We start from the raw sequence: 25,651 nt of genomic DNA, 5'->3' as shown, positions 1-25,651 counted from the left end.
TGATGGGCGGGAACACGTCTTCCACCTCGTCAAACAGCAGCGCGGCCTGCACGCTGCCTTTGAGGAATACCTGGGCGATTTGCAGCGAGCGGTAGCGGTCGCGGCCGCTGAGCGAGTTGCCGTCGCGGTCGGCGTATTCGACCTCGAACAGGTCCAGCCCGGCGGCCTGGGCTACCACGCGGGCCAGCTCGGTCTTGCCGGTGCCGGGCGGGCCGTAGAGCAGCACGTTGACACCCGGTTCCTTGCGCGCCACGGCGTTGCGCAATAGCGACACCAGCACCTGCGCGTCGTCCAGCACATAGGTGAAATCGTTCAAGGCAAGGGCGCTTTTGGTGGCCGGGCGGGTGAATACGGCCATCAGCTCGCTTTGGTCGCGGTATTCGCGCATCAGCACCGGGGGCAACTTTTCGCTAACCTTCATCAGGTCGGCCAGGTCGGTGATGTTGTGTTCGGAAATCAGGTTTTCCACCAGGCCGATGCGCTCCAGCCGCGAGCCGGCCCGCAGGGCCTCGCCCACTTCGGACGGGCTAACCCCGGCGACTTCGGCGATTGCGGCATAGGCTTCGGGCGCGTTGTTAACCTTGACTTCGACCAGAATCGTGCGCAGGTCGCGCTGGTAGCGGGCCAGGGTGCCGTACAGAAGCAGGGCGCGTTCGGCCTTGTTGAGCTGCAGCAGGCCGGACAGCGCATCGATGTTCTTTTCCACCAGGGTGGACTGTTTTTTGAGTGCGTGGGTCAGCCATTCGCCGGTGACGGCCAGGGCGGATAGCAAATCCTTGGGCTGGTCTTTGGCGTATTCGTCAAGATAGAAGAACAGCGTGCCTTCTTCGTACGGGCCGCGCCACACGCCGTGGCGTTCCAAAAACTCGGTGGTGCCCAGCGCGCTATGGCCGCGCCAGAATTCGTTGTCTTTGCAGCGCCGGGTGAGGAACTCGCGCAGCCGCAGCAGCACGGGTTGGGGCCACACCAAGTGGCGCCCGGCCATGGCCAGCAGGCTGTTGAGGTCGCGCCGCACATTGAACTTGGGGCCTTGGCGGGCTACCAGGGTCAGCACGAAGTGCGAACACATCAAGTCCAGCACAGGCGCGGTTTTGAGGCCGGGTGAGGGCACCAACTGCGCATTCGCAGGATCAAAAACCAGACGCTTCACCATAAGACAAGCTCCTAGCAACGAGGTTCGTTCAAGACGTGCGCTAAGCCCGCCGTGCCGCTTCTGCACCATAACGCAGCGGCTGGGGCATGGGAAGACCTCGGCCGCTAATATTCCCGGAACACGAATAGCTCGTATCTCCGCCATGCGGGTGCGGCTATCCGCTTAGAATCGATGAGCCCCGAAATTCAAGGAAACCCTATGTCCCAACCCACCGACGACCACAGCACCCCCGCACGCGCCCCGGCCGATGCCGTGGAATCCATCGTGCCCCTGATTCCCATGGTGTTGCCCATCGTTGGCGGTGTGTTGATTTTCTTGCTGGCTTTTATCGCCGTTTCCATGGCCTGATAGGCCCCTGGCGCTCGCCCTGCATGGGCTAGCAGCTATTGATTTACGAGCGTCATGCCCCTGCGCAGGGCTGGCGCCACGACTCTTCGCAACGCAGAGCCTGTCTTCTTATCCCCATCCTGGTTTTCTTTCTCGCCTGCTTTTTGTTCGCTGCGCTTTTGATAGCTGCCAGTGCAATCGCTGCATGCGCTAACCATCTATTTTCTTGTTTTTTCTATTCCGGTCAGCATGCTCCCATGTCCATACTTTCATGCATATAGTCATGCAACGTTTGCATATTATTTGCATGTAATCGCTATGTAACTTGGCTATGCGTCTCTAGAATCGGCATCCCAGCCCCCCGAGGTTGCAAAGCCGTTTTCTGAAAAGGCCGCTCGCAGTGCCCGCCGCACGAAGCCCTCTTTTGAAAAAACGACCGGACTTACGGATGGCCACTGCGTGCCCACAGGGCCGTGCAGAGGGCGCAGCGTGATCCGTCCAAGATTCTTAACTTAGGAGCTCCACCGATGAACGCACGTACTCTGCAGGGCCTGGCCCAGACCGCGCCCGCCTATGTCAAAAACACCCGGCTGCTGGCCTGGGTGGCCGACATGGCCGCACTCACCCAGCCCGATGCCATCTACTGGTGTGACGGCAGCCAGGACGAATACGCCCGCCTGTGCCAGCAACTGGTGGCGGCCGACACGTTCAAGCAGCTCAACCCGGCCAAGCGCCCCAATTCCTTCCTAGCCTGCAGCGACCCGAGCGACGTGGCCCGCGTGGAAGACCGCACCTACATCTGCTCTGACAAAAAAGAAGACGCCGGCCCCACCAACAACTGGATGGAGCCCGCCGAGATGCGCGCCACCTTGAACCCGCTGTTTGCCGGTTGCATGCGCGGGCGCACCATGTACGTGGTGCCGTTCAGCATGGGCCCGCTGGGTTCGCCCATTGCCCACATCGGTGTGGAGCTGTCGGACAGCCCGTACGTGGCCGTCAACATGCGCACCATGACCCGCATGGGCCGGGCGGTAGTGGAGCTGCTGGACATCGACGGTGCTTTTGTGCCGTGCGTGCACACCGTGGGCGCACCTTTGGCGGCGGGCCAGGCCGACGTGAAATGGCCTTGCAACAAGACCAAATACATCGTGCACTTCCCCAAGACCCGCGAAATCTGGTCCTACGGCTCCGGCTACGGCGGCAATGCGCTGCTGGGCAAGAAATGCTTTGCGCTGCGCATCGCCTCCAACATGGGCCGCGACGAAGGCTGGCTGGCCGAGCACATGCTGATCCTGGGCGTGACCAACCCGCAAGGCAAAAAGTACCATGTGGCCGCGGCCTTCCCCAGCGCCTGTGGCAAAACCAACTTCTCGATGCTGGTGCCGCCTGCAGGCTTCCACGGCTGGAAGGTCACCACCATTGGGGACGACATCGCCTGGATCAAGCCCGGTGCCGATGGCCGCCTGTACGCCATCAACCCCGAAGCCGGTTACTTTGGCGTGGCCCCTGGCACCAACTACCACACCAACCCCAACTGCATGGCCAGCCTGGACAAGGACGTGATCTTCACCAACGTCGCGCTGACCGACGACGGCGATGTGTGGTGGGAAGGCATGGAAAAAGACACCGGCAGCCTGCCCGCCCACCTGATCGACTGGCAAGGCAACGACTGGACCCCGGCCATCGCCAAAGCCACGGGTGCCAAGGCCGCCCACCCCAATTCCCGCTTTACGGTAGCTGCCACCAACAACCCGGCACTGGACGATGCCTGGGACGATGCGGCCGGTGTGCCGATTGACGCCTTCATCTTCGGTGGCCGCCGTTCCACCACCGTGCCGCTGGTCACCGAAGCCCGCAACTGGACAGAAGGCGTGTACATGGCCGCCACCATGGGCAGCGAAACCACCGCCGCCGCCGCAGGCCAAATGGGCGTGGTGCGCCGCGACCCGTTCGCCATGCTGCCCTTCATGGGCTACAACATGAGCGACTACTTCCAGCACTGGCTGAACATAGGCGAAAAAATGGCCCACTCGGGCACCCGTCCACCCGCCATCTTCTGCACCAACTGGTTCCGCAAGGGCGCGGATGGCCAATTCGTCTGGCCCGGCTATGGCGAAAACATGCGCGTGCTGAAGTGGATGATCGACCGCCTGGAAGGCGAAGCCGCTGGCAAGGAAAACATCTTCGGCGTCAGCCCCACCTACGGCGAGCTGAACTGGACCGGGCTGGACTTCACGCCCGCGCAGTTCGACACCGTCACCCACATCGACACTGCCGCTTGGCGCCAGGAACTGGTGCTGCACACCGAGCTGTTTACCCAGTTAGCCCACCACCTGCCCCAGGCTTTGGTGGACACTAAGAACGCCCTGGAAAAACGCCTCGCCGTATAAATCTCTTACGCGCCCCATAAAAAAAGCCCGCCCATCTCAACGATGGGCGGGCTTTTTGACGACCGGTGCCGAATTTAGATGTGCGAGCTGACGCGGTAGTTGGCAGCGCTGTAAGCCTGGGCATCCAGCAGGTCAAAGGCCCGCAGCATGGCGCGGCCAATACGGTTGGACTGAGGACGCTCTGCGACAGCAGTGGCGGCCACCTCAGCTTGTTCGGCACGGCCCATGGCGACTTGCAGGTCGGCCATGATGCGGGGGTCGCTCAGGGCCGTGGCCCACAGGCGCTTGTCGGCACGGGCACGGGCCTCGCGCAGCGACCAGGCGTCGAGTGCCTTGACCACACGGCTGGCCAGGTTGCGGGCGCTGCCAGCAAACAAGGCCATCGCGGCAAAGCCCACGGCCCAGACGACCATCCAGGCCATCAGCAAATGGCCGTCGGCCCAGCTGTCCACGAGTTGGTCAGCGGCCACCACCAGGGCGGACACCACGGCGGCGAGCAGCACGGCGGCCAGGCCACGGGAAGAGTCAAAATTTTGGGTAAAACCACGTGCTGCAGTGGCAACCGAGTCAGCGCGTGCTACGCCGGAATGCTCGGTGGAGAGGCTGGGGTTGATAAAGCGGGTCATGTGTGTTCCTTAGTAACAAAGCGTTTCGGACTGGATCGCCTTGAACGCAAACGAATCTTAGGGTTTGCACTAGTATTTTCTAAATTTATCTTTGTGATGATCTGCATTCACTCCCGTGATGAAGGGGGTGGGAGTAGCCCCTGAAATAGCACGACCGTGCCAGCCTTTAAAAGCTCTTTTTTACGTTGAAAAAAGTGAAAAATCAGGCTCTAGCGTTTCGTGTACCTGCACAAGTAGCTATATAAAATATAGCGGAACTAGTTGGCAAAATAACTAAACTGAATTGATGAATTCAAACATCGGGTTTACCCTTTGTTTTGACCCATAGACGGGTTTAGAGTGTTGGCTCTAGGTATCTTTTTAGCAACAAATCCGGTTTTAATTCTGCAAAACCCTTGCCCACCCCGCCATGACCCCGCCTAACTTTCGCACTTTCGACCTGAATCTGCTGCGTGTGTTTGACGAAGTCATGGCCGAACGCAGCCTGACCCGGGCCGCGCAGAACCTGTCGCTCACCCAGCCCGCCGTCAGCAACGCCTTGCGCCGCCTGCGTGACAGCCTGGGCGACGAGCTGGTGCGCCGCAATGGGGCCGCAATGGAGCCCACGCCGCGCGCGCTGGCGCTGTGGCCCACCGTGCGCGAGTCGCTGCGGCAATTGCAGGGCTCGCTGGCCCCCAGCACCTTCGCCCCGGCCGAGGCCGACGACAGCTTTGTGCTGGCCATGGCCGATGCCACCGCCGCCGAGCTGCTGCCCGGCCTGCTGCGGATCCTGGAAGCCGAGGCCCCTGGCGTGTCCCTGCATGTGCTGCCGCTGGCCTCGCGCGACCCGCGCAAGCTGCTGGAAGACGAAACGCTGGATCTGGCGGTGGGGTTTTTTCCGGCGGTACTGGCCGATCTGGCCGCCCGCGCCCAGGTGGGTAAGGGCATACCGTATGCGCACCACCGCCTGTACGACGGCCACTACGTATGCGCCATGCGGCGCGGCCATCCGCTGGCGGCGGGCACGCTGACGCTGGACCAGTTTTGTGCGGCGCGGCACATGCTGGTCAGCTTTTCAGGACGTTCGTTTGGGTTTATTGACGAAGCGCTGGCCCTGATCCAGCGCAAACGCCAGGTGGCCTTGACCGTGAACCAGTTTTTTACCGCGGGCCATATCGCCGCCCAGACCGATCTGCTGACCGTTCTGCCACAGCATTTTGCCCATGCCATCGGTAGCACCGATGTGCTGGAGCAGCGCCCGTTGCCGTTTGAAGTGCCTGCGGTGCATGTCGATGCCCTGTGGCACCGCCGCATGGAATCCAGCCCCGCCCACCTGTGGCTGCGGCAGACGGTGGCGCGCGTGGCCGCAAAGGCCTACGCACTGGCGGATTAACGCGCCAGGGCCAGGTACATCTTGGCCGCGTGTCGCAGCTCGTCGCAACGGTGCGGATCGCGCTCTGCGCAGGCATCGGCCTGGTGCAACAAATCCTGCGCCAGACGGGCGGCGGACGGACCGGTCGATGCCAAAGGCCGGGTTGGGTTAAACAGAATGGATTGGGCAAGTAGGCTAAACATAGAGGACTACCGTCTGGACAGAGAAGCTTGCAAGGAGAAAAGCCAAAGGCTTTAGCGGATGGTGCTCAGCGCGGCCAGGGCGGCGGTGCGCAACTCGGCCGCATGGCGGGGATCGCGACCGGCATGGGCATCAGCGGTTTCCATCAAACCGTGGGCGACACTGGCCTTTTCGACCGCAGGGATCGAGGGTTCGGATTTATGGAACAAGATATATTGGGCTAACAGGGACAGCATGGTGGCACCACCGTTTGCACGGTGAAAAGTTGCAATAGGGTTAGCTTAAGGGTTTTCCCTAGTATTTCAAGCCCTAGGCCATGCCTGTCGTGCATAAGTCCGTGCATTTCTGCCCAAAATGGGGCACTTTCGATCCTAAACTGTGCACGCCATGCGAATCCAACTCCTGTCTGACCTGCATCTGGAAGTGCACCCGCACTTCACCCCCACCCCCGCGCCAGGTGCCGATGTACTGGTGCTGGCGGGCGATATCGGCTCTTACCAGGCGGGTTCGCAGCTGGCCCATACCGGCGACGCCGACTTTGGCCTGGCCCGCTTCTCGCCGCTGCCGCCCTCCGCCGGTGGTGCCAGCTGGCCCACGCCGGTGCTGTTTGTACCCGGCAACCACGAATACGACGGGCAAGACTTCGATGCCGCTCACCATCGGCTGCGCGCCACCTGCGACCGCTTGGGCCTGGTCTGGCTGGAGCGCGAGGTGGTGGAACTGCAGGGCACGCGCTTTATCGGCACCACGCTGTGGAGCGACTTCGATGCTCTCGGCCCGCCCGCTGACGACAGCGCGGCCACCCTGGGGCAGCAGCTCAAGGCGCGCGACAAGGCCTTTCGCGCCGCCAACTACTATTTGAAGAAGAACAGCGCCACTCGCCAAGGCCTGCCGATGCTGGCCGACGGCATCCGCGAGCAGGCCCTGGTGTGCCAGCAGTGGCTGCGCAGCGCCCTGGACGTGCCGTTTGACGGCAACACCGTGGTGGTGACCCACTTCGCCCCCAGCCTGCACAGCGCCGACCCACGGTATGGCCGCACCCCCGGCACCGCCGGGTTCTGCAATGCGCTGGACGATCTGCTGCCCCAAGCCCAGCTCTGGCTGCACGGCCATCTGCACGCTCCCAGCGACTACACCCACAATGGCTGCCGGGTGGTGGCCAACCCGCTGGGCTATGCGCGCAAGAACGAGCAGGTGGGCTTTCTGGCCAGCCAGTGCATCACTTTGGCCGAAACCCAAAATTTAAGCCAAATCGCCCTCTAGCGCAGGTACTACCTGCGCTGGCAGCTATTAAATTAGGACTAGCTTTGCTGCACGGCAGGGGAAAATTCAGCCTGCGGTAACCGTCCTGTACCCGGCCGCAGGTGGCAAAATTTGAGCCAGCCCATCGCCTTTCGCACACCTAGGAAATCGCCCATGACAGCCCCCCACACCCCTTCCGCTTGGTGGCGCAGCGCCGTGGTCTACCAGGTCTACCCGCGCAGCTTTGCCGACGGCAATGGCGACGGCATTGGCGACATTGCCGGGCTGCGCGCGCGCTTGCCCTACCTGGCGGACCTGGGCATCGACGCACTGTGGATCAACCCCTGGTACCCCTCGCCCATGAAGGACGCGGGCTACGACGTGGCCGACTACCGCGCCATTGAGCCGCTGTTTGGCACCCTGGCCGAGGCCGAGGCCCTGCTGCACGAAGCCCACGCGCTGGGGCTGAAGGTGCTGCTCGACATCGTGCCCAACCACTGCTCCGACCAGCATGTGTGGTTCCAGCAGGCGCTCAGAGCCGCTCCCGGTTCGCCCGAACGCGACCGCTTCGTCTTCCGCCCCGGCAAAGGGGTGAACGGCGACACCCCGCCCAACGACTGGGTGAGCGAATTCGGCGGCCCAGCCTGGACCCGCACCACGAATGCCGACGGCCAGCCCGGCGACTGGTATTTGCGCATCTTTGCCCCCGAGCAGCCCGACTTCAACTGGGACAACCCGGACGTACTGGCCGAGTTTGAAACCACGCTGCGCTTCTGGTTCGACCGGGGCGTAGACGGCTTCCGCATCGACGTGGCGCACGGCCTGGTGAAAGCCGCCGGCCTGCCCGATGTGGGCCCGCGCAGCCTGCCCGCCCACGAAGATGCCCACCACCCGCACTGGGACCTGCCCGGCGTGCACGCCATCTACCGGGCCTGGCGAAAAATAGCCGACAGCTATGCCGACCCGCGCATTTTTGTGGCCGAGGCCTGGGTGCACCCCGGCGACCGGCTGGCGCGCTATGTGCGCAACGACGAACTGCACACCGCCTTCAACTTCGACTACCTGGTGGCCCCGTGGCGCGCCGAGCAGTTGCGCGCCAGCATCACCGGCACATTGGCGGCCCATGCCCAGGTCGGTGCGCCGGCCACTTGGGTACTGAGCAACCACGACGTGGCCCGCGAGGTGTCGCGCTATGCCCGGCCCCAGACCGCCGCGCCGCTGCGCTGGCTGGACGACCTGCTATCCCAACCCGCCGACTTTGCGTTGGGCCTGCAGCGCGCCCGCGCCGCCTCCCTGCTGATGCTGGCGCTGCCCGGTGGGGCCTACATCTACCAGGGCGAAGAACTCGGCCTGCCCGAGGTGGAAGACCTGCCCGATGCCGTGCTGCAAGACCCCATGTTTGCGCAAACCGGCCGTAAAAGCCGAGGCCGCGACGGCTGCCGCGTACCGATTCCGTGGGAGGGCGCGCAGCCGCACTTTGGCTTTAGCCCGCCGACCAGCGCGCCGCCATGGCTGCCGCAGCCGGCCGCCTGGGCGGCTTTGAGCGTGTCGGCACAAAGCGGTGTCGCGGGCTCGACGCTCAGCCTGTACCGCCAGGCCCTGCAGCTGCGCCGCAGCGACATCGGCCTGGGCGGCTATGGCCTGCAGTGGCTGCCGTCGCCCGAAGGCACGCTGGTGTTCAGCCGCGGCTCGGGCTTTGTGTGCATGGTGAATGTGTCGGCCGAGCCGCTGGCACTGCCCGCGGGGGCGAAAGTGCTGCTGAACAGCGGTGCGCTGGATGCGCAGGGCCGGGTGCCCGCCGACACCGCCGTCTGGTTGCAAACGGAATAAGCTATTTAATTAGTAGCTGCCTGTGCAGGTAGCACCTGCGCTAGCGGGCATTTAGACCCTCAAAGCAGGTGCCCAGCACCCACTCCACCACCTGGGCATCGCTGTACTGGCCGCTGGCCTGCAAGAAGCCCAGCACCGGGTCGCAGGCGCGCGCAAACAAGGTGTAGAGCACGGCAATCGCCGGGATCTGCGGGTTGATCTGCCCGGCCTTTTGTGCGGCCTGGATCCAGCCGCCCAGCTGGTCACTCACGCCCACCAGCGCATCCAAATACGCGCCGTTGCCCATCAGATTGGCCCGCAGGGTCGAGTTTTGGCTGGGCAGCGAGGGCATTTCGCCCGCCATTTGCACTTCCATCGCCCAGCGCACCATGGCTTTGAGATTGTCCAGCGGCGCAGCGTCTGCGGGCAGGCTGTCCAGATAGGCCTGGGTGCGGTGCAGCACGCGCACCATGGCGGCGGCGGCCAGATCTTCCTTGCTGGGAAAGTGCTTGTACAGGCTGGCCTTGGCAATGCCCACGCCCTGGGCCACCTCGTCCACCGTCATCGCCTCAAAGCCTTTTTCGGCCAGCAGGCGGTTGACGGTCTGCACGATGGCTTCTTCGCGCGCAGCCAGCATCTGCTGCTTGAAAGAGATCTTGGGAGCTTTGGCCAGGGCGGAGGGTTTCATAGCGTCGATTTTAGCCCTGCTGGTTCTCTAAAAACAGCATCTGGCTATTTTGTTACCAACAGGTCACAAAAAACGATTGCAGTGCAGTCCTTAGAGGCTGTTCTTACACAACGCCTGAAGTTGATTATTAGATATTAATTTAACGGGTTATTTATCGTACAGCATGCATCTATATTTTTAATGCCAAATGGGTCCTTTATATTTTGATATATATCCATGGTGTACCTTCTGACTTACTAATGTTAACAAATGTAAACAGCTGGGTTTTCGTGCCGTTTATTCAAAATGAAACTATTGCTTACATGGCAGAATTTATTCACCCCATCCCTCAACCCATTCGATTTGCAATTAACCCAAAGGATTTTTATGAAAATAAATAATGCATCCTCCACCGCATTGACGGCCCAGCAAGCCCTCGCGGCAGCGAAAAAAACCACGGTCAACGCGGTGGACAAAACCACCAAAGAATTTGGTGCCATAGCCACATCGGTAATAGATGGCGCATCACAAGCCAGTAGCACCCTGGGCAAGGTCGTCAACGGGGTAGAAAATGAAATCAAAGCGGTTGCCAACAATACCGTGGCGCTGGCGACTTCCGGTGCCAACGAACTGAAAAGCGCCTACAACTCCGTCGCCCATGGCGTGGGCACGGTCGCCAGTGGCGTCGGCACGGTCGCTTCCGCGGCGGCCAACTACGCGTCTACAGGCTTGTCCGCCGCCGCCCAGGCGGTTAACGCCCTGGTGTGACAACAATCCGGCCATATGGATAAAGAGATGCGCATGTTAAAACCATATTGCCGAATTATTGGAATAAGCACGCTGTGTGGGGTACAGACAGCGTGTTCTTTATTCTCCCCGGTTCCCATATTGGAGTTGGTCAAGGCTTCTGGTATTGCGGCCAGTACGGTGATTGCGGTAGGGCCCAGCAAAGCCAAAGACACGGTCTACCATATTCACCCGACTTTCAACAAAGTCTGTATTGCATTCAATCCCGATTCTCAGGCCAACGAGATATTACCGGCCATGCAATCTGAATTGCGTTTGCACCAAATCGAAAGCCGCATTTACGAACCCGGAACCGGTTTAAATGCCTGCGACGTGTGGCTGCATTATGTGGCGAGTATTGAATGGGCCATTCCGCCCTTCACCAACGACTATAAAACCTACCTCAACAACGCCACCCTGACCCTGCGCACCTCCACCGGCAAGGTGTTGTCACGCAGCAGCTACGCGCTGGACCCGGTGTATGGCATGGGCAAGTGGTCGTCGACCCAAAGCAAGATCGCCCCGGTGGTGACCGCCATCGTCACGGGTTTTGAAAACTGAACATGAAAGCGCATATGACACCCACACCGACTCTTGTACTGTCACGCTGCCTGCCCCTGTTGCTGCTGGCCACCCTGGTGGGTTGCGCCAGCGAAAGCATCGTCCCGCCCCCGGTGCGGGCCAACCCCTTGCCCAGTCCCACCGACATCGAGCCCGTGGCCACCGGCGCGATCTTCCAGCAGAACATGACCAGCGCTTCGCTGTTTTCCGACCGCCGCAAGCCGCGCAAAATCGGCGATGCCTTGAAGATCGATATCGCCGAGAACATGAGCGCCAGCAGCGTCACTAACAGCGACCTGAGCCGCGCCAGCACGCTGGCGCAAAAAGGGCCGGGCTCGGAATCCAACTCGCTGGGCAGCATTTTGAAAGGCATCATGAACGTAGATGCCAGCGCCGCGGGCAGCGATACCTACAAGGGCAAGGGCAGCACCGACAGCACCAACAAGTTCCAGGGCCGCTTGGCCGCCTCGGTCATCAATGTGCTGTCCAACGGCTACCTGGTGGTGGCGGGCGAGCGCAGCATTGCGTTCAACAACGGCTTGAGCACCATGCGCTTTTCCGGCGTGGTGAACCCGGTCGACTTCACTTCGGGCAATGTGGTGGCATCGGGCGACGTAGTGGACGCACGGCTGGAGCTGGTAGGCGCCGGCGATGCGAACGACACGGCATCGCGCTCGTGGATCCAGCGCATCCTGGCCAAGAGCTTGAGTTTTTGGTAACCCCCCAGGCTGCACACTGCGTGTTTTCGCCACCCCCCTGCTGGGGACAACACCAGCAGCCTGGCAGAGCCAGTTCTGCGGTGTTTCTGGAAGTGTCAGCGCCTAGGGGAAGGGCTAGTCTGAGAGGGCGGCCTCAGCCGCCTGGGTCAGCGCGGTACTCAGGGTGTCCAGCACCTCGGACTGCAAGTTCCAGCAGTGCCAGTACAGCTGGATCAACAGCGCCTCGTCGGGCCGCAGGTTAACCAGCTCACCCTGGGCGATCAGCTCCCGCACCAGCAGCTCGGGCACCACGCTGACGCCCCAACCGGCCCGCACCGCACGCACCTGGCCTTCGGAGCTGGGCACAAACACCTGGCGCAACGCCACCCGCTTCAGGCCAAACTTCTGGCTGACGAATTCGCGTTGCATGTCGTCCTTGCGGTTAAAGGCCACAAACGGCACGCTGCGAAAGTTATGCGCCGTCAGCCCATGGGGCAGGTGCTGGCGGGCATAGGCGGCCTGGGCCACGGCCACGTAGCGCATGGCCCCCAAGGTCACCACCTTGCAGCCGCGCAGGGCCTGCTTCAGCGTCGTTACGCAGCCCATCACCTGGCCTTCGCGCAGCCATTCCTGGGTGAAATCCTGGTCGTCGGTGATGATTTCCAGCGGCAGGCCCTGCGCCACCACGGCCTGCAGCGCGCCCATGGCCCAGGTGGCGATGCTGTCGGCGTTGATGGCAATCGACACCCGCTCTTCATCGCGTGCACCTCCCATGGCGCTGGGGGCCAGCTCCTGCATGTCGCGCTCCAGGTCGGCGCGCAGCAGGCGCAACTGCTTGGTGTGCTTGATCAGCAAATGGCCCGCCGCCGTGGGCTTGAGCGGGCGGCTGCGCACCACCAGCACCGTGCCCGCCTGCGCCTCCAGCGAGCGCAGGCGCTGCGACACCGCCGACTGGGTGATGTTGAGCCGTTGGGCGGCCCGCTCAAAACCGCCCTCTTCTACGATGGCGGCCAGGCATTCCAGGGCGTCGGGATCAAAGGTGCTCATCACCGGAATTTAACCTACGCCCAGGTTGCGGTGCTCGGTGTCTCAGCCGGTATTTTTGAGGCCGCTAAATCCGTTGCCATAACGGGCCAAGGTGAGGCCCTCCATGCTGATCTCCGGCGTGCGTTGAGTCAGCATATCGGCCATCACCCGGCCCGTGCCTGCGGCCATGGTCCAGCCCAGCGTGCCGTGGCCGGTGGACAGGTGCAGATTGGGGTAGGGCGTGCCGCCCAGCACGGGCGTGCCGTCGGGGGTCATGGGCCGCAGGCCGGTCCAGAACGTGGCTTTGGAGGTGTCACCGCCCTGGGGGAACAGGTCGGTGACCACGTGGTTCAGGGTGTTGCGGCGCTCTTCGTGCAGCTCCAGGCTGTAGCCCGCCAATTCTGCCGTGCCGCCCACGCGGATGCGGTCACCCAGGCGCGTCACGGCGACCTTGTGGGTTTCGTCCATCACGGTGGATTCGGGCGCGCACGCGGCGTTGGTGATGGGCACGGTGATCGAATAGCCCTTGACCGGGTACACCGGCAGGTTAAAGCCCAGCGGCTTGAGCAAAATGGGTGAATAGCTGCCCAGGGCGACCAAATAGTTGTCGGCGGTGAGCAGGCCCGCGCTGGTGTGCACGCCAGTAATCTGCTGGCCATCCGCCGCAATGCGCTCGATCTGCACGCCGTAGCGGAACTCTACGCCCAGCGCCTCGGCCATTTTGGCCAGGGCGTTGGTGAACTTGAAGCAGTCGCCGGTTTCATCGCCCGGTAGGCGCAACGCACCGACAAACTTCTCTTTTACCAACGCCAGGGCAGGCTCGTACTGCAGGTAGGCCTCGCGGTCGAGCAACTGGAACGGTACTTTGTATTGCTTGAGGATGTCGATGTCTTTGGCCGTGCCGTCCAGCTGCTTCTGGGTGCGAAAGAGCTGCAGTGTGCCCTGAGCTCGGTCGTCGTAGGCAATGCCGGTGTCGGCGCGCAGCTGCACCAGGCAGTCGCGGCTGTATTCGGCCAGCCGCACCATGCGGCCCTTGTTGGTTTGGTAGCGCGCCTCGGTGCAATTGCGCAGCATCTGCGCGCCCCAGCGCCACATGGCAGGGTCGAGCAGCGGGCGGATGACCAACGGGCTGTGGTGCATCAGCATCCACTGGATGGCTTTGAGCGGCACACCCGGCCCGGCCCAGGGCGACGAGTAACCCGGCGACACCTCGCCTGCGTTGCCAAAGCTGGTCTCCAGCGCGGGGCCGGGCTGGCGGTCGATGACCGTCACCTGGTGGCCCGCCTTGGCCAGGTAATACGCCGTGCAGGTGCCAATCACCCCGCTGCCCAAGATCAATACTTTCATGCGCCACTCCCTGACTCAAAAGCTGTAACAAGCTGCAATATAAGTTGGTCTAATTTATTAAGCTATTAGTTAGTAGAAACTCTAATTCAGAATTAGGGTGGCTTGTGTGGCCCACCGACGGCCAGCGCTGTGGGGCATTTAAACAAAATAGCCCCTTGGCGCATATAGGACAAGCGCGAGCAGCTACGCTATGCATAGCAAAAAAACCAGGAGACACCGTATGCCCCGCATTTCCCTTCTCATCCACGGCCAGGCCGCCGCGGCATCCAATGGCGCCACCTTCGAGCGCCGCAATCCGCTGGACGGCACGGTGGCCACCACGGCCCCCGCCGCCACGGTGGCCGATGCCATCGCCGCCGTGGAAGCCGCCGCTGCGGCCTTCCCCGCGTGGTCGGCCACCGGGCCGGGCCAACGCCGCGCACTGCTGACAAAAGCCGCCCACGCGCTGGAGGCCAAAGCCCCCGCCTTCATCGCCGCCATGGCTGCTGAGACCGGGGCTTCGGCGATGTGGGCTGGCTTCAACGTGCACCTGGCTGCTGGCACGCTGCTAGAGGCCGCGTCGCTCACCACGCAGATCAACGGCGAGGTCATTCCGTCCGACGTGCCCGGCAACCTGTCCATGGGCGTGCGCCAGGCGGCGGGCGTGGTGCTGGGCATGGCGCCGTGGAACGCGCCCGTCATCCTGGGCGTGCGCGCCATCGCCGTGCCGCTGGCCTGCGGCAACACCGTGGTGCTTAAAGGTTCGGAGCTCTGCCCTGCCACCCACGGCCTGATCATCGAAGCCCTGCAAGAAGCCGGGCTGCCACCGGGCGTGGTCAACTTCATCACCAACGCCCCAGCCGATGCCGCCGCCGTGGTCGAGGCCATGGTGGCGCACCCGGCGGTACGCCGCGTCAACTTCACCGGCTCCACCCATGTCGGCAAGATCATGGCCGCCACCTGCGCCAAGTACCTCAAACCGGTGGTGCTGGAGCTGGGCGGCAAGGCCCCGCTGTTGGTACTGGACGATGCCGATCTGGAGGCCGCCGTGAACGCCGCCGCCTTCGGGGCCTTCGCCAACTCCGGCCAGATCTGCATGTCCACCGAGCGCATCATCGTGGATGCCAGCGTGGCCGATGCTTTCGTCGCCCAACTCGCCGCCAAGGCCGCCAGCCTGCCCCTGGGCGATCCACGCCAGGGTCCCGTGGTGCTGGGCTCAGTCGTAGACATGGCCACGGTGCAGCGCTGCAACGCGCTGATCGACGACGCGCTGGCCCACGGTGCCGTCCTGCTGTGCGGTGGCAAGGCCGACAGCACGCTGATGCCCGCCACCCTGCTGGACCATGTCACGCCCGCCATGAAGATCTACAGCGACGAATCCTTCGGCCCGGTCAAAGGCATCGTCCGCGTCAACGGCGTGGACGAAGCCGTGGCCTGCGCGAATGACAACGCCTACGGCCTGTCCAGCGCCGTGTTTGGCCGCGACATTGCCCGCGCGCTGCAGGTGGCCGGGCGCATCCAGTCCGGCATCTGCCACATCAACGGCCCCACCGTGCACGACGAACCGCAAATGCCGTTTGGCGGGGTCAAGGGCAGCGGCATCGGCAGCTTTGGCGGCAAGGCAGGCATTGAGGCGTTTACCGACCTGCGCTGGATCACCGTGCAAACCACGCCCCGGCACTACCCGTTTTAAAGATTTAAGCGTTTTAGGCCGCTGGCGCAGACTGCACCTGCGCCAGCAGCTATTTATTCAATAGCACTCTGTATTCCGCAGCTCGCGCCGATAATCTGCTCCATGCCCGCCCATTCCCCGATTGACCACGCCCTGATACTCGCCGCCGGACGCGGCGAGCGCATGCGCCCGCTGACCGACCACACGCCCAAACCGCTGCTGCCGGTGCGGGGCAAACCGCTGATCGTCTGGCACCTGGAAGCCCTGGCGGTGGCCGGGGTGCGCCAAGTGGTCATCAACACCGCGTGGCTGGAAGACAAAATCCCCGCCGCGCTGGGCGATGGCTCGCGCTGGGGCCTGCACATCACCTATTCCCAGGAAGGCCGCGACCATGGCGGCGCGCTGGAAACCGCGGGCGGCATCCGCAAGGCGCTGCCCTTGCTGGGCGACTGCTTCTGGCTGGTGGCGGGCGATATTTACGCGCCCACTTTTAACTTTGATGCTGGCGCAGCCCAGGACTTTGCCCGCAGCGATGCCCTGGCGCACCTGTGGATGGTGCCGAATCCACCTTACCACCCGCAGGGCGACTTCGGCATGGCCGCCAACGGCCTGGGACTGGATGGCCCCGGCCCGGACGGCCAGCGCTGGACCTACAGCAGCCTGGCCCTGGTGCGCGCCGAACTGTGCCGCAGCCTGCCACTGGGCCAGAAAGCGGCGCTGGGCCCCCTGCTGTTCGACGGCATCCGCCAGCAACGCATCACCGCATCCCGCTTTGACGGCCCCTGGCACAACGTCGGCACCCCTGAACAACTTGCAGCATTGGAATTGACATGAACATTTACGCACAACGCCGCGCCCTGCTGGCCCAAAAGATCGGCCCTGGCGGCATCGCCATCGTCCCCACCGCGCCCGAGCAGCAGCGGAATCGCGACAGCGATTTTCTGTTCCGCGCCGACAGCTATTTCTACTACCTGACCGGCTTCACCGAGCCCAATGCCTGGCTGGTGGTGACCGGCGAAGGCCAGTCCACCCTGTTTTGCGCGCCCAAAGACCTGGAACGCGAGATCTGGGATGGTTTCCGACTCGGGCCGGACGCAGCGCCCGCCACACTTGCACTGGATGCTGCGTATTCTGTAGCAGACCTGGACACCCAACTGCCCCGCCTGCTGGAAAACCGCAGCGCCGTCTGGACTCCGTTCGCCACCCACAAAGGGCTGGAAGGCCGGGTTGATGGCTGGCTGAACAAGGTGCGCGCCCGCGTGCGCTTTGGCGCGCTCTGCCCCGACACGCAGCGCGACCTGTGCAGCGTGCTGGACGAGATGCGCCTGTTCAAGGACCCGACCGAGCAAGCCACGATGCGCCGCGCCGCGCAGATCAGCGCCGGAGCCCACATCCGCGCAATGCAACTGTCGGCCCGCATGCTGCGCAACGGCGAAGAAGTGCGCGAATACCATCTGGATGCCGAGCTGCTGCACGAATTCCGCCGCCACGGCTCGCAGTACCCAGCCTACGGCAGCATCGTGGCCGCCGGGGCCAACGCCTGCGTGCTGCACTACCGCGCTGACGCCGCCCCCGTGCGCGACGGCGAACTGGTGCTGATCGACGCCGGCTGCGAGCTGGACGGCTATGCGTCCGACATCACCCGTACCTTCCCGGCCAACGGCACCTTCAGCGGCCCGCAGCGCACCCTGTACGAGCTGGTCCTGGCCAGCCAGGTCGCCGCCATCGCCGCCACCAAGCCGGGCGCGCGCTTCACCGACCCGCACGAGGCCACCGTCAAGGTGCTGGCGCAGGGCATGCTGGACGTGGGCCTGCTGGACAAAAACAAGGTGGGTACCGTAGATGACGTGATCGCCAGCCGCGCCTACTTTGCCTACTACATGCACCGCACCGGCCACTGGTTGGGCATGGACGTGCACGACTGCGGCAGCTACGTGGAGGCCAGTGAAATGGGCAACAGCAGCCAGCGCACCGACCCCTTGAGCGGCGAAACCATCACCAACCGCCCCAGCCGCATCCTGCAACCGGGCATGGTGCTGACCATCGAGCCAGGCATCTACGTGCGCCCCGGCCCGAATGTGCCCGAAGCCTTCCACAACATCGGCATCCGCATCGAAGACGACGCCATCGTGACGGCGGATGGCTGCGAACTGATCAGCCGGGGCGTGCCCGTGGATCCGGATGAAATTGAGGCGCTGATGCGGGCCTGAGCGAGTTTTGCGGGCCTAGGCTATAATCAGGGGCTTGGTCAGATCAGTTTCGCCATGAAACTTGTGCGGTGAAACCCAACACACCGCAAAACTGACCACACCAAGTACCCCGAGTTTGCCCGCACCTTTGTCACGCTGTGCGGGCCAGAGATTCAAAGTACTTGGCCCGCAGCGCCCATAACAGGCTCTGCGCACGACCTGCCTCCTGTGCAATTTCATCGGAAGTGCGTCATAAAAATAACGCAGTGTGACAACACGCATTTCTGGCTACCCATAAGTAAGGGAGCCAAGTTTCCCATCATGAACAAAAACAACAATTCCATTGCCGCTGGCAAATACCTCTTGTCTCCTTTGACCCGTGAATGTGCCGATGGCCGTTTTGGTGCCTCGGTTTCTATCCAAAATGGCTCGCATGACCGCGTGATGCGTTTCATCGGTCTGTTCGACGATGCCGCAACCGCGACACAATACGCGGTTGAGCAAGGTTTGCAGTGGGTACGCGCACGCCACACCAACCCTAGCGCCGCACACGCCTAAAAGTTATCAAGTTACTGATATAGACCGTCTTACCCTCAAGGAATTTACGAATGGCAAAAGAAGAACTGATCGAAATGAAGGGCCTTGTGTCCGAAGTCCTGCCCGATTCGCGTTTTCGCGTGACGCTGGAAAACGGCCACGTCCTGATCGCCTACACCGCGGGCAAGATGCGCAAGAACCACATCCGCATTCTGGCCGGAGACCACGTGTCGCTGGAACTGTCGCCCTACGACCTGTCCAAAGGCCGCATCACCTTCCGCCACATTGCGGGCCGTGCACCTACGTCCACCCGTTTCGCGTAATCAGCGGGTAAGCAAAACCCCGTACGGGAATCGCCTTCGGGCGGACCCTACAATCGCAGTCCCTTTGACACAGTGACTGCCCGGCGCATTTCGGTCGGCGGCCATGGCAGGAGACGCCAGATGAGCAACCCTACGGCTAACACCGACGAAAAACGCGCCGAACTGCGCCAAGCTGCTCTCGAATACCACGAGTTCCCCACGCCCGGCAAAATTGCCATCGCGGCGACCAAACAGCTGGTCAACCAGCACGACCTGGCCCTGGCGTACTCGCCCGGTGTGGCCGCGCCGTGCGAAGAAATCGTCAAAGACCCCAACAACGCCTTCAAATACACCAGCCGGGGCAACCTGGTCGCGGTGATCACCAACGGCACCGCCGTGCTGGGCCTGGGCGATATCGGCCCGCTGGCCTCCAAGCCGGTGATGGAAGGCAAGGGCGTACTGTTCAAGAAATTTGCAGGCATCGACGTGTTCGACCTGGAAATCGACGAAAAGCACGACCTCGACAAGCTGGTCGACATCATTGCCTCGCTGGAGCCTACCTTCGGCGGCATCAACCTGGAAGACATCAAGGCCACAGACTGCTTCTACGTCGAGCGCAAGCTGCGCGAACGCATGAAGATCCCGGTGTTCCACGACGACCAGCACGGCACCGCAATTTGCGTGGGCGCGGCCATTTTGAACGGCCTGAAAGTTGTCGGCAAAGACCCCAAGACCATCAAGCTGGTCACCTCTGGCGCGGGCGCAGCGGCCCTAGCCTGCTTGGGCTTGCTGGTCAAGCTGGGCATCCCGCGCGAAAACATCTATGTCACCGACCTTGCTGGCGTGGTCTACGAAGGCCGCACCGAGCTGATGGACGAAGACAAGATCGTTTACGCCCAAAACACCACGGCCCGCACCCTGGGCCAGATCATCGAAGGCGCGGACGTGTTCCTGGGCCTGTCAGCAGGCGGCGTGCTGAAAAAAGACATGGTGGCCAAAATGGCCGCCAACCCGCTGATCCTGGCGCTGGCCAACCCCAACCCCGAGATCTCACCCGAAGACGTGAAGTCGGTGCGCGGCGATGCCATCATTGCCACGGGCCGCACCGACTACCCGAACCAGGTCAACAACGTCCTGTGCTTCCCCTACATCTTCCGGGGTGCACTGGATGCGGGCGCATCCACGATTACGCTAGAGATGGAAATCGCCGCCGTCCACGCGATTGCCGACCTGGCACAGGCCGAGCAGAGCGAAGTGGTGGCCGCCGCCTACGCGGGTGAACAACTGGCTTTTGGCCCCGAATACATCATTCCCAAACCGTTTGATCCGCGTTTGATGATAAAGATCGCCCCGGCTGTGGCCCAGGCCGCAGCTGATAGCGGTGTGGCGCTGCGCCCCATCACCGACATGGATGCCTACCGCGACCACCTGCAAAACTTCGTCTATGCCTCTGGCACGACGATGAAGCCCATCTACGATGCGGCTAAAAATGCAGCCAAAAAACGCGTCTGCTACGCTGAAGGCGAAGAAGAACGCGTGCTGCGCGCCTGCCAGATCGTGGTGGACGAGGGTCTGGCACGTCCTACCTTGATTGGTCGCCCAAGCGTCATCGCCGAACGCATCCAAAAGTTTGGCTTGCGTCTACGCGAGGAACTGGACTACGACATCGTCAACGTCGAGCAAGACCACCGCTACCGCGATTTCTGGCAAACCTACCACCGCATGACCGAGCGCAAAGGTGTCACGGAGCAGATGGCCAAGATCGAAATGCGCCGCCGTTTGACGCTGATTGGCGGCATGTTGCTGCACAAAGGTGAAGTGGACGGCATGATTTGCGGCACCTGGGGCCACACATCCATCCATCTGCACTACATCGACCAGGTAATCGGCAAGCGTGCGGGTGGCTGCTCCAGCACGCCGCAAGACGTGCCGATCTATGCCTGCATGAATGGACTGATGCTACCGGGCCGCCAGGTGTTCCTGGTCGATACACACGTCAACTACGACCCTACGGCCGAAGAATTAACCGAAATCACCGTCATGGCGGCCGAAGAGATGATGCGCTTTGGCATCAAACCCAAGGCGGCGCTGCTATCCCACAGTAACTACGGCCAAAGCAACCAGCCCAGCGCTGTCAAAATGCGCCGCGTGCTGGAATTGCTGCAAACCGAAGCGCCCTGGTTGGAAGTGGATGGCGAAATGCATGGCGACATCGCGCTCGACGGCGCCGCGCGCGCCGCCACCATGCCCAACAGTCCTCTGGTCGGTGATGCGAATTTACTGGTGTTCCCTAACATTGATGCCGCCAACATCGCCTACAACCTGCTGAAAATGGCTGCAGGCGGCAATATTGCGATTGGCCCGGTGCTGCTGGGTGCCGCAAAACCTGTACACATTCTGACTGCCAGCACAACAGTACGAAGAATTGTAAACATGACGGCCTTGACGGTCGCCGATGCCAACGTGGTGCGATAACACCAAATTCGCCAGCAAGCGCTCACTTAGTGGGCACTAATCCCCCAGGGGCTGCCCAAATTTTGGGCAGCCCCTTGCTTTTTTGGGGCACATACGGCACACTAGCGCCTTGAAATTACCGGGTTAACCCGAGGTTCTCCAAAGGTGCATTTCCCTATGGTCTCAACGATGAAAAACACAGCCAGCAAGCGTATTTTCGCAGTGGCCATGTTGGTTGGATCGGTTTTATGCACCACATTGGGGTATGCCAAGGCACCCAATCCCGTCGGTGGCCTGGACTCCATCCAGATCGCCCAGCTTCCCCCTCAAGGTCGTGTTACCTACCAGCTGATCCAGCAAGGTGGGCCATTTCCTTTTGACAAGGACGGCGTGGTGTTTGGGAACCGTGAACGAATTTTGCCATCACAACAACGCGGGTATTACCGCGAATACACCGTGAAAACGGCGGGTGCTGGCAACCGAGGGGCCAAACGCATTGTGTGCGGTGGCCCGCCTAGAGCACCAGATGCTTGTTTTTATACCAGTGACCATTACGCCAGTTTTCGCCGTATTGTCGAATAGCCGTACGGGCACTGGTTCCATAGAATTTTGAAATCGGGGTACATGAAGATGAATGAAAAGAAAGCGGAGACGGATATGCCTCTTCGCAACGTAAGAAGCAATATCGTGCAGTCTATACGCGCCTTCCGCGTGCAAGACCTGCAAGACGCGGCGGTGGGCCTGGGCCAGCATTTTCTGTATGCCAACCTGGCCAATGCCCAGAGCAAACAGGACGTGCTGGACATGATCGCCCAGCAGTTCACCTTTCCGACCCATTTCGGCAAGAACTTTGACGCGCTGTATGACTGCATGACAGATCCCCTGCATAAATCGGGCCCACAGCCTGGTTTTGTGGTGGTGCTGGAGCAAATCCCCGCCCATGCCAAGTTCGACAAGGAAGCGCGCGAGCAACTGCTGGACATCTTCCGCGAAGCCGCCGACTACTGGGGAGACCGGAAGATACCGTTCCGATGCTTCTATTCTTTTCTGTAGCCCGTTCTGCACACACCAGCCAAGCAGAACGGGCGAATGAGGCAGGCAGCGATGCCGTCTCAGGCATCGAGTTGACCGAATCCGGCGAAAAAATGCCCACCGACAAGTTGGTGGACGTTTCTCCTTTCGCGCTGCGCATGAGCAGCCCGTTTAACGCCGGTTACTGGCTCGCGGCGGCTTAACAGCTTCCCGCATCCCAGCAAAAAGCCCGTCCTTGGACGGGCTTTTTTACGTCTGCGCGGCGACCGCCAAGGCCAGGGCCACGTACTCGGCTACCGGCACCTCCTCGGCCCTACGCTGGGTGTCGAATACACCCGCATAGGCTTTCTCGGTCAGCCATTTGCCCAGGGTGTGGCGCATGATTTTGCGACGCTGGCTGAAGGCTACCTGGACGATTTCGCTCAGCAGTTGCACCGGCACGGCCGCCGGGTCTGCGTGGGGCACCATACGTACCACGGCACTGTCGACACGCGGGGGTGGGTCGAACGATTCGGGCGGCACGAACAGCACGTTTTCCATCGCGTAACGCCACTGCAGCATGACGCTGAGGCGGCCATAGGCAGCGGTGGACGGGCGGGCCACCATCCGGTCAATCACTTCTTTTTGCAGCATGAAATGCTGGTCTTGCACCACCGCCACCGCGTCCAGCAAATGGAACAGGATGGGCGTGGAAATGTTGTAGGGCAGGTTGCCCACTACGCGCAGTTTCTTCAGAGCCGTTACTTCCAAATCTGTAGCTGCTTGTGCTGATGGGAACTGCGTAAAGTCCACTTTTAACACATCAGATTCGACGACAGTAAGCTGCGGGTGCTGGCGCAGGCGCACGGCCAAATCACGGTCCAGTTCGACCACGGTGAGGTGGCCCAGGCGCTCCACCAGCGGCTGCGTCAATGCGGCCAAGCCAGGGCCGATTTCGACCATGTGGTCGCCGGGCTGCGGGTTGACGGCATCGACGATGCTGTCGATGATGCCGCGGTCGGCCAGAAAATGCTGGCCGAAGCGTTTACGCGGAATGTGCTTCACTGGGGAGGTTCGCGGAATTCGACGTAGGCCCGCGAACGCACCTGCTCTAACCAACGGGCATAGGCTTCGTCCAGCTTTTTCTCACGCACGATGCCGCGGGCAATTTCGCGCTGCTCTTTCGGGGTCACGGCGGCCTCGCGGCGCTCCAGCAACTGCACCAGGTGCACACCAAAGCGCGACACCAGCGGATCCGAAATCTGGCCAGGGGCCAGCTTGTCCAGGGTTTCCTCAAATTCAGGCACGAACTGGCCGGGGCTGGACCAGCCCAGGTCACCGCCCTGGGCTGCACTGCTGTCGACCGAGCTTTCCTTGGCCAACTGGGCAAAGTCGGCCTGGCCGTTCTGGATGCGGCGCTTGAAGTCGTTCAAACGTTCGACGGCGGCGGCCTCGGTGAGGCGCGGGCCAGTACGCAGCAGAATGTGGCGCGCATGCTGCTGGGTCACGGTGGTGGCCATGCCGCCCTGGCGTTTGTCCAGCACTTTCAAGATATGGAAACCGGCACCGGAGCGCACCACGGCGCTGACGCCGCCCGTCTCGAGGCCGCGGGTGGCCTCCACAAAGATATCGGGGTAACGGTCGGCCGGACGCATGCCCATGGCACCACCACGGGCATGGTCGGGCGCATCCGAGGCATTGCGGGCCAAAGCTGCAAAGTCTGCACCCGCAACCGCCTGGGCGCGCAGGCTCTCGGCCTTGGCCTGTAGAGTGGCGACTTGCTCAGGAGTAGCATTTTCGGGCACGGCTACCAGCACCATGGCCAGGTTGAGTTCCAGGGCACTGGGGTCGGTGTTGGCCTGTTGGTCACGCAGGTACTGGTCGACCTCGGCATCGCTGATGCGCTGACGGGCATCGATTTCGCGGTCGCGCAGGCGGTTCAGGATAAGCTGGTTGCGCAGTTCTTCGCGGAACTGGGTGGGCACCATGCCGTCTTGCACCATCCGGCGGCGCAACTCGGGCACGTCCAGCTGGTTTTGCCGAGCCACGTTCAGCTCTGCCGCATCCACTGCAGCATCGTCCACCTTCAATCCGGTCTCGGCCGCCAGTTGCAACTGGGCTTTCTCCAGGATCAGGCGGTCCAGCACCTGGCGCATCACCGCGGCCTGGTCGGCTTCGGTGACCTGTGTGCCCTGCTGGGCCATTTGTTGCACGGTACGCAGGACGCGGGCGCGCACTTCGTTATTGGTGATGGGCTCGGAATTGACCACGGCGACGATGTAGTCCGCCTGGCGCTGCGCATCGGAGGTACGAACGGGGATATTTCCCGTCAACCCGGTACCCGCACCGGACGAAGGGCGCAGGCCCTGGGCAGATGCGGTCAGGGCCACCATTGCCGCCAAGCCCAGCAGCGTCATGCGAAAAAAACGATTGCTCATGGTACAGATAGGAGAAAGAAGGGGTCGTAAAGGCTAGTCGTACTGGCTAAAGCGGCTAGGGGTGGTGGTCTGCTCGCGCAGGTACTGGTAGCGGGGGATATTTTCTTTCAGGACCGACAGGGGGTTGGTGCCCACACCCAGGCGGGTGAAGCCGACAAACTCCAGCTGGAACGAAATCTTTTGGTTGGCGGCGGTGTTGGTGCCGGTTTGCGTGCGGTCCAGCACGATGCGACCCAACCAGCAACCCGCATCATATTCAAAGCCCACCACGCCATCGACCAGCTTGCGGTCGTACATGCTGTAGTTCAGGCGGCCCACGCTGTACCAGCGGCCTGCGCCCTGGCCTTGCCCGGCACCCAGGTCCTGGCCTTTGTCGCCCCACAGGGCGCTCAGCGGCCATTGCCAGCCGATGTCAATCTGCTCGCTGCCGTCGGCAGCCGTGGCACTGGAGTTGCGTTGGTAGCGGTAGGCGGCACTGATGACGCGGTAGTTGCCAGGGTTCCAACGCCCACCGACGCTGGCGCGCTCGGAGCGACCGGTGTCCGGGTTGTACTGGACCGTGGTATCAAAGGTCCAGCGCGGATCCCAGTTCAAAGACGCACCGACTAGGAAATCGCTCAGTCGGTCGGTGGCGGGCGCACCGCCGGGCAAGGTGACGTTCTGGTCCTTGAAGCGCAGGCGCTGGGCCACGCCAAACTGGGCCAGTTGGGCACCGGTCGCAGGTTCCAGGAAACGCGTCGTCAGGCCCAGCGTGAGCAGGTTGTTGTCAGAGATACGGTCGTTGCCGCCAAATGCGTTTTCGGTGAAAACGGTGGCAAAGTTGAAGTCGTTCAGCGCCGAATCGTAGTTGGGCAGATAGCTTTGGTTGCGGTACGGCGTGTTCAC

The 25,651-nt window shown here is 62.2% G+C and carries 27 protein-coding genes; 17 read left to right on the top strand and 10 right to left on the bottom strand.

Annotation, left to right across the window (positions count from 1 at the left end; genetic code table 11):
- A partial coding sequence (locus ABI213_RS12255) for an AAA family ATPase (RefSeq protein ID WP_348027283.1) occupies positions 1 to 1,153 on the bottom strand: 1,153 nt, incomplete at its 3' end.
- 198 nt (positions 1,154 to 1,351) lie between these two features.
- Between ABI213_RS12255 and ABI213_RS12250 the strand changes: the two genes are divergently transcribed.
- Together ABI213_RS12250 and ABI213_RS12245 are read left to right on the top strand one after the other, a co-directional pair.
- On the top strand, positions 1,352 to 1,501 hold the full coding sequence (locus ABI213_RS12250) for a hypothetical protein (protein ID WP_348007437.1): 150 nt from the start codon (positions 1,352 to 1,354) through the stop codon (positions 1,499 to 1,501).
- Between the two features lie 506 nt (positions 1,502 to 2,007).
- On the top strand, positions 2,008 to 3,870 hold the full coding sequence (locus ABI213_RS12245; RefSeq protein WP_348027281.1) for a phosphoenolpyruvate carboxykinase (GTP): 1,863 nt from the start codon (positions 2,008 to 2,010) through the stop codon (positions 3,868 to 3,870).
- A gap of 74 nt (positions 3,871 to 3,944) precedes the next feature.
- Here the strand turns inward: ABI213_RS12245 and ABI213_RS12240 are convergent, their stop codons facing one another.
- Positions 3,945 to 4,496 (bottom strand): hypothetical protein, encoded by a 552-nt coding sequence (locus ABI213_RS12240; RefSeq protein ID WP_348007140.1) that lies wholly within the window; start codon positions 4,494 to 4,496, stop codon positions 3,945 to 3,947.
- Positions 4,497 to 4,905: 409 nt separating this feature from the next.
- Here ABI213_RS12240 and ABI213_RS12235 point away from each other — a divergent pair, with 409 nt between their 5' ends.
- Positions 4,906 to 5,868, top strand: coding sequence for a LysR family transcriptional regulator (locus ABI213_RS12235; RefSeq protein ID WP_348007139.1), 963 nt, complete (start codon positions 4,906 to 4,908; stop codon positions 5,866 to 5,868).
- On the opposite strand, the gene ABI213_RS12230 is transcribed toward ABI213_RS12235, so the two are convergent.
- On the bottom strand, positions 5,865 to 6,050 hold the full coding sequence (locus ABI213_RS12230) for a hypothetical protein (protein WP_348007138.1): 186 nt from the start codon (positions 6,048 to 6,050) through the stop codon (positions 5,865 to 5,867). The two genes, ABI213_RS12235 and ABI213_RS12230, sit on opposite strands and share 4 nt — an antisense overlap.
- A 51-nt stretch (positions 6,051 to 6,101) precedes the next feature.
- Complete coding sequence (locus ABI213_RS12225) at positions 6,102 to 6,284, bottom strand: hypothetical protein (protein WP_348007137.1); 183 nt, start codon at positions 6,282 to 6,284, stop codon at positions 6,102 to 6,104.
- Positions 6,285 to 6,435: 151 nt separating this feature from the next.
- Here ABI213_RS12225 and ABI213_RS12220 point away from each other — a divergent pair, with 151 nt between their 5' ends.
- Both ABI213_RS12220 and ABI213_RS12215 read left to right on the top strand, forming a co-directional pair.
- Positions 6,436 to 7,311: a metallophosphoesterase gene (locus tag ABI213_RS12220; RefSeq protein WP_348007136.1), complete on the top strand. Its 876-nt coding sequence runs from the start codon at positions 6,436 to 6,438 to the stop codon at positions 7,309 to 7,311.
- Positions 7,312 to 7,464: 153 nt separating this feature from the next.
- On the top strand, positions 7,465 to 9,120 hold the full coding sequence (locus ABI213_RS12215) for an alpha-amylase family glycosyl hydrolase (RefSeq protein WP_348007135.1): 1,656 nt from the start codon (positions 7,465 to 7,467) through the stop codon (positions 9,118 to 9,120).
- A gap of 40 nt (positions 9,121 to 9,160) precedes the next feature.
- Here ABI213_RS12215 and ABI213_RS12210 read toward each other — a convergent pair whose 3' ends face one another.
- A complete protein-coding gene (locus ABI213_RS12210; RefSeq protein ID WP_348007134.1) occupies positions 9,161 to 9,787 on the bottom strand; it encodes a TetR/AcrR family transcriptional regulator in 627 nt (208 codons plus the stop codon).
- A 366-nt stretch (positions 9,788 to 10,153) separates the two neighbouring features.
- On the opposite strand from ABI213_RS12210, the gene ABI213_RS12205 reads away from it, so the two are divergent.
- The 3 genes from ABI213_RS12205 (at position 10,154) to ABI213_RS12195 (ending at position 11,832) form a co-directional block, all read left to right on the top strand.
- Positions 10,154 to 10,534: a hypothetical protein gene (locus tag ABI213_RS12205; RefSeq protein WP_348014745.1), complete on the top strand. Its 381-nt coding sequence runs from the start codon at positions 10,154 to 10,156 to the stop codon at positions 10,532 to 10,534.
- 276 nt (positions 10,535 to 10,810) lie between these two features.
- Positions 10,811 to 11,113 carry a hypothetical protein gene (locus ABI213_RS12200; protein ID WP_348007132.1) on the top strand — a complete coding sequence of 101 codons (303 nt, stop codon included), beginning with the start codon at positions 10,811 to 10,813 and terminating at the stop codon, positions 11,111 to 11,113.
- A gap of 14 nt (positions 11,114 to 11,127) precedes the next feature.
- Positions 11,128 to 11,832 carry a flagellar basal body L-ring protein FlgH gene (locus ABI213_RS12195; protein ID WP_348007131.1) on the top strand — a complete coding sequence of 235 codons (705 nt, stop codon included), beginning with the start codon at positions 11,128 to 11,130 and terminating at the stop codon, positions 11,830 to 11,832.
- A gap of 114 nt (positions 11,833 to 11,946) precedes the next feature.
- Here ABI213_RS12195 and ABI213_RS12190 read toward each other — a convergent pair whose 3' ends face one another.
- Complete coding sequence (locus tag ABI213_RS12190; protein WP_348007130.1) at positions 11,947 to 12,858, bottom strand: LysR family transcriptional regulator ArgP; 912 nt, start codon at positions 12,856 to 12,858, stop codon at positions 11,947 to 11,949.
- Between the two features lie 42 nt (positions 12,859 to 12,900).
- On the bottom strand, positions 12,901 to 14,184 hold the full coding sequence (locus ABI213_RS12185; protein ID WP_348027279.1) for a D-amino acid dehydrogenase: 1,284 nt from the start codon (positions 14,182 to 14,184) through the stop codon (positions 12,901 to 12,903).
- 220 nt (positions 14,185 to 14,404) lie between these two features.
- Between ABI213_RS12185 and ABI213_RS12180 the strand changes: the two genes are divergently transcribed.
- The 9 genes from ABI213_RS12180 to ABI213_RS12140 all read left to right on the top strand — a co-directional run bounded on the left by ABI213_RS12180 (position 14,405) and on the right by ABI213_RS12140 (position 22,552).
- Complete coding sequence (locus ABI213_RS12180) at positions 14,405 to 15,856, top strand: aldehyde dehydrogenase (RefSeq protein ID WP_348006503.1); 1,452 nt, start codon at positions 14,405 to 14,407, stop codon at positions 15,854 to 15,856.
- A 102-nt stretch (positions 15,857 to 15,958) separates the two neighbouring features.
- Entirely contained in the window at positions 15,959 to 16,669 is a 711-nt protein-coding gene (murU, locus tag ABI213_RS12175; RefSeq protein ID WP_348006504.1) for an N-acetylmuramate alpha-1-phosphate uridylyltransferase MurU, read from the top strand.
- Positions 16,666 to 18,045, top strand: coding sequence for an aminopeptidase P N-terminal domain-containing protein (locus tag ABI213_RS12170; protein ID WP_348006505.1), 1,380 nt, complete (start codon positions 16,666 to 16,668; stop codon positions 18,043 to 18,045). Before murU ends, ABI213_RS12170 begins: the two co-directional genes overlap by 4 nt.
- A 300-nt stretch (positions 18,046 to 18,345) precedes the next feature.
- Positions 18,346 to 18,582, top strand: a complete 237-nt coding sequence (locus ABI213_RS12165) for a hypothetical protein (protein ID WP_348006506.1) — start codon at positions 18,346 to 18,348, stop codon at positions 18,580 to 18,582.
- A 50-nt stretch (positions 18,583 to 18,632) separates the two neighbouring features.
- On the top strand, positions 18,633 to 18,884 hold the full coding sequence (gene infA, locus ABI213_RS12160) for a translation initiation factor IF-1 (protein WP_092757223.1): 252 nt from the start codon (positions 18,633 to 18,635) through the stop codon (positions 18,882 to 18,884).
- A gap of 120 nt (positions 18,885 to 19,004) precedes the next feature.
- Positions 19,005 to 21,338 (top strand): NADP-dependent malic enzyme, encoded by a 2,334-nt coding sequence (locus ABI213_RS12155; protein ID WP_348027277.1) that lies wholly within the window; start codon positions 19,005 to 19,007, stop codon positions 21,336 to 21,338.
- Between the two features lie 207 nt (positions 21,339 to 21,545).
- Positions 21,546 to 21,899 (top strand): ribonuclease, encoded by a 354-nt coding sequence (locus tag ABI213_RS12150; RefSeq protein WP_348027285.1) that lies wholly within the window; start codon positions 21,546 to 21,548, stop codon positions 21,897 to 21,899.
- Positions 21,900 to 21,941: 42 nt separating this feature from the next.
- A complete protein-coding gene (locus tag ABI213_RS12145; protein ID WP_315190415.1) occupies positions 21,942 to 22,370 on the top strand; it encodes a barstar family protein in 429 nt (142 codons plus the stop codon).
- Positions 22,349 to 22,552 (top strand): hypothetical protein, encoded by a 204-nt coding sequence (locus tag ABI213_RS12140; RefSeq protein ID WP_315190412.1) that lies wholly within the window; start codon positions 22,349 to 22,351, stop codon positions 22,550 to 22,552. Before ABI213_RS12145 ends, ABI213_RS12140 begins: the two co-directional genes overlap by 22 nt.
- A gap of 46 nt (positions 22,553 to 22,598) precedes the next feature.
- On the opposite strand, the gene rsmA is transcribed toward ABI213_RS12140, so the two are convergent.
- The 3 genes from rsmA to lptD all read right to left on the bottom strand — a co-directional run.
- Positions 22,599 to 23,393 carry a 16S rRNA (adenine(1518)-N(6)/adenine(1519)-N(6))-dimethyltransferase RsmA gene (gene rsmA / locus ABI213_RS12135; protein WP_348027274.1) on the bottom strand — a complete coding sequence of 265 codons (795 nt, stop codon included), beginning with the start codon at positions 23,391 to 23,393 and terminating at the stop codon, positions 22,599 to 22,601.
- Positions 23,390 to 24,766 (bottom strand): peptidylprolyl isomerase, encoded by a 1,377-nt coding sequence (locus ABI213_RS12130; protein WP_348027272.1) that lies wholly within the window; start codon positions 24,764 to 24,766, stop codon positions 23,390 to 23,392. The genes rsmA and ABI213_RS12130 overlap by 4 nt, the downstream gene beginning before the upstream one ends.
- Positions 24,767 to 24,799: 33 nt before the next feature.
- Positions 24,800 to 25,651 (bottom strand): LPS assembly protein LptD (lptD, locus tag ABI213_RS12125; RefSeq protein WP_348027270.1); only part of this gene is annotated, 852 nt, incomplete at its 5' end.

Source organism: Rhodoferax sp., from assembly GCF_039922535.1.
Classification (GTDB): Bacteria; Pseudomonadota; Gammaproteobacteria; order Burkholderiales; family Burkholderiaceae_C; genus Rhodoferax_B.
Note: the sequence above shows the minus strand (reverse complement) of the source record. Positions and strands in the feature narration are given on the sequence as shown.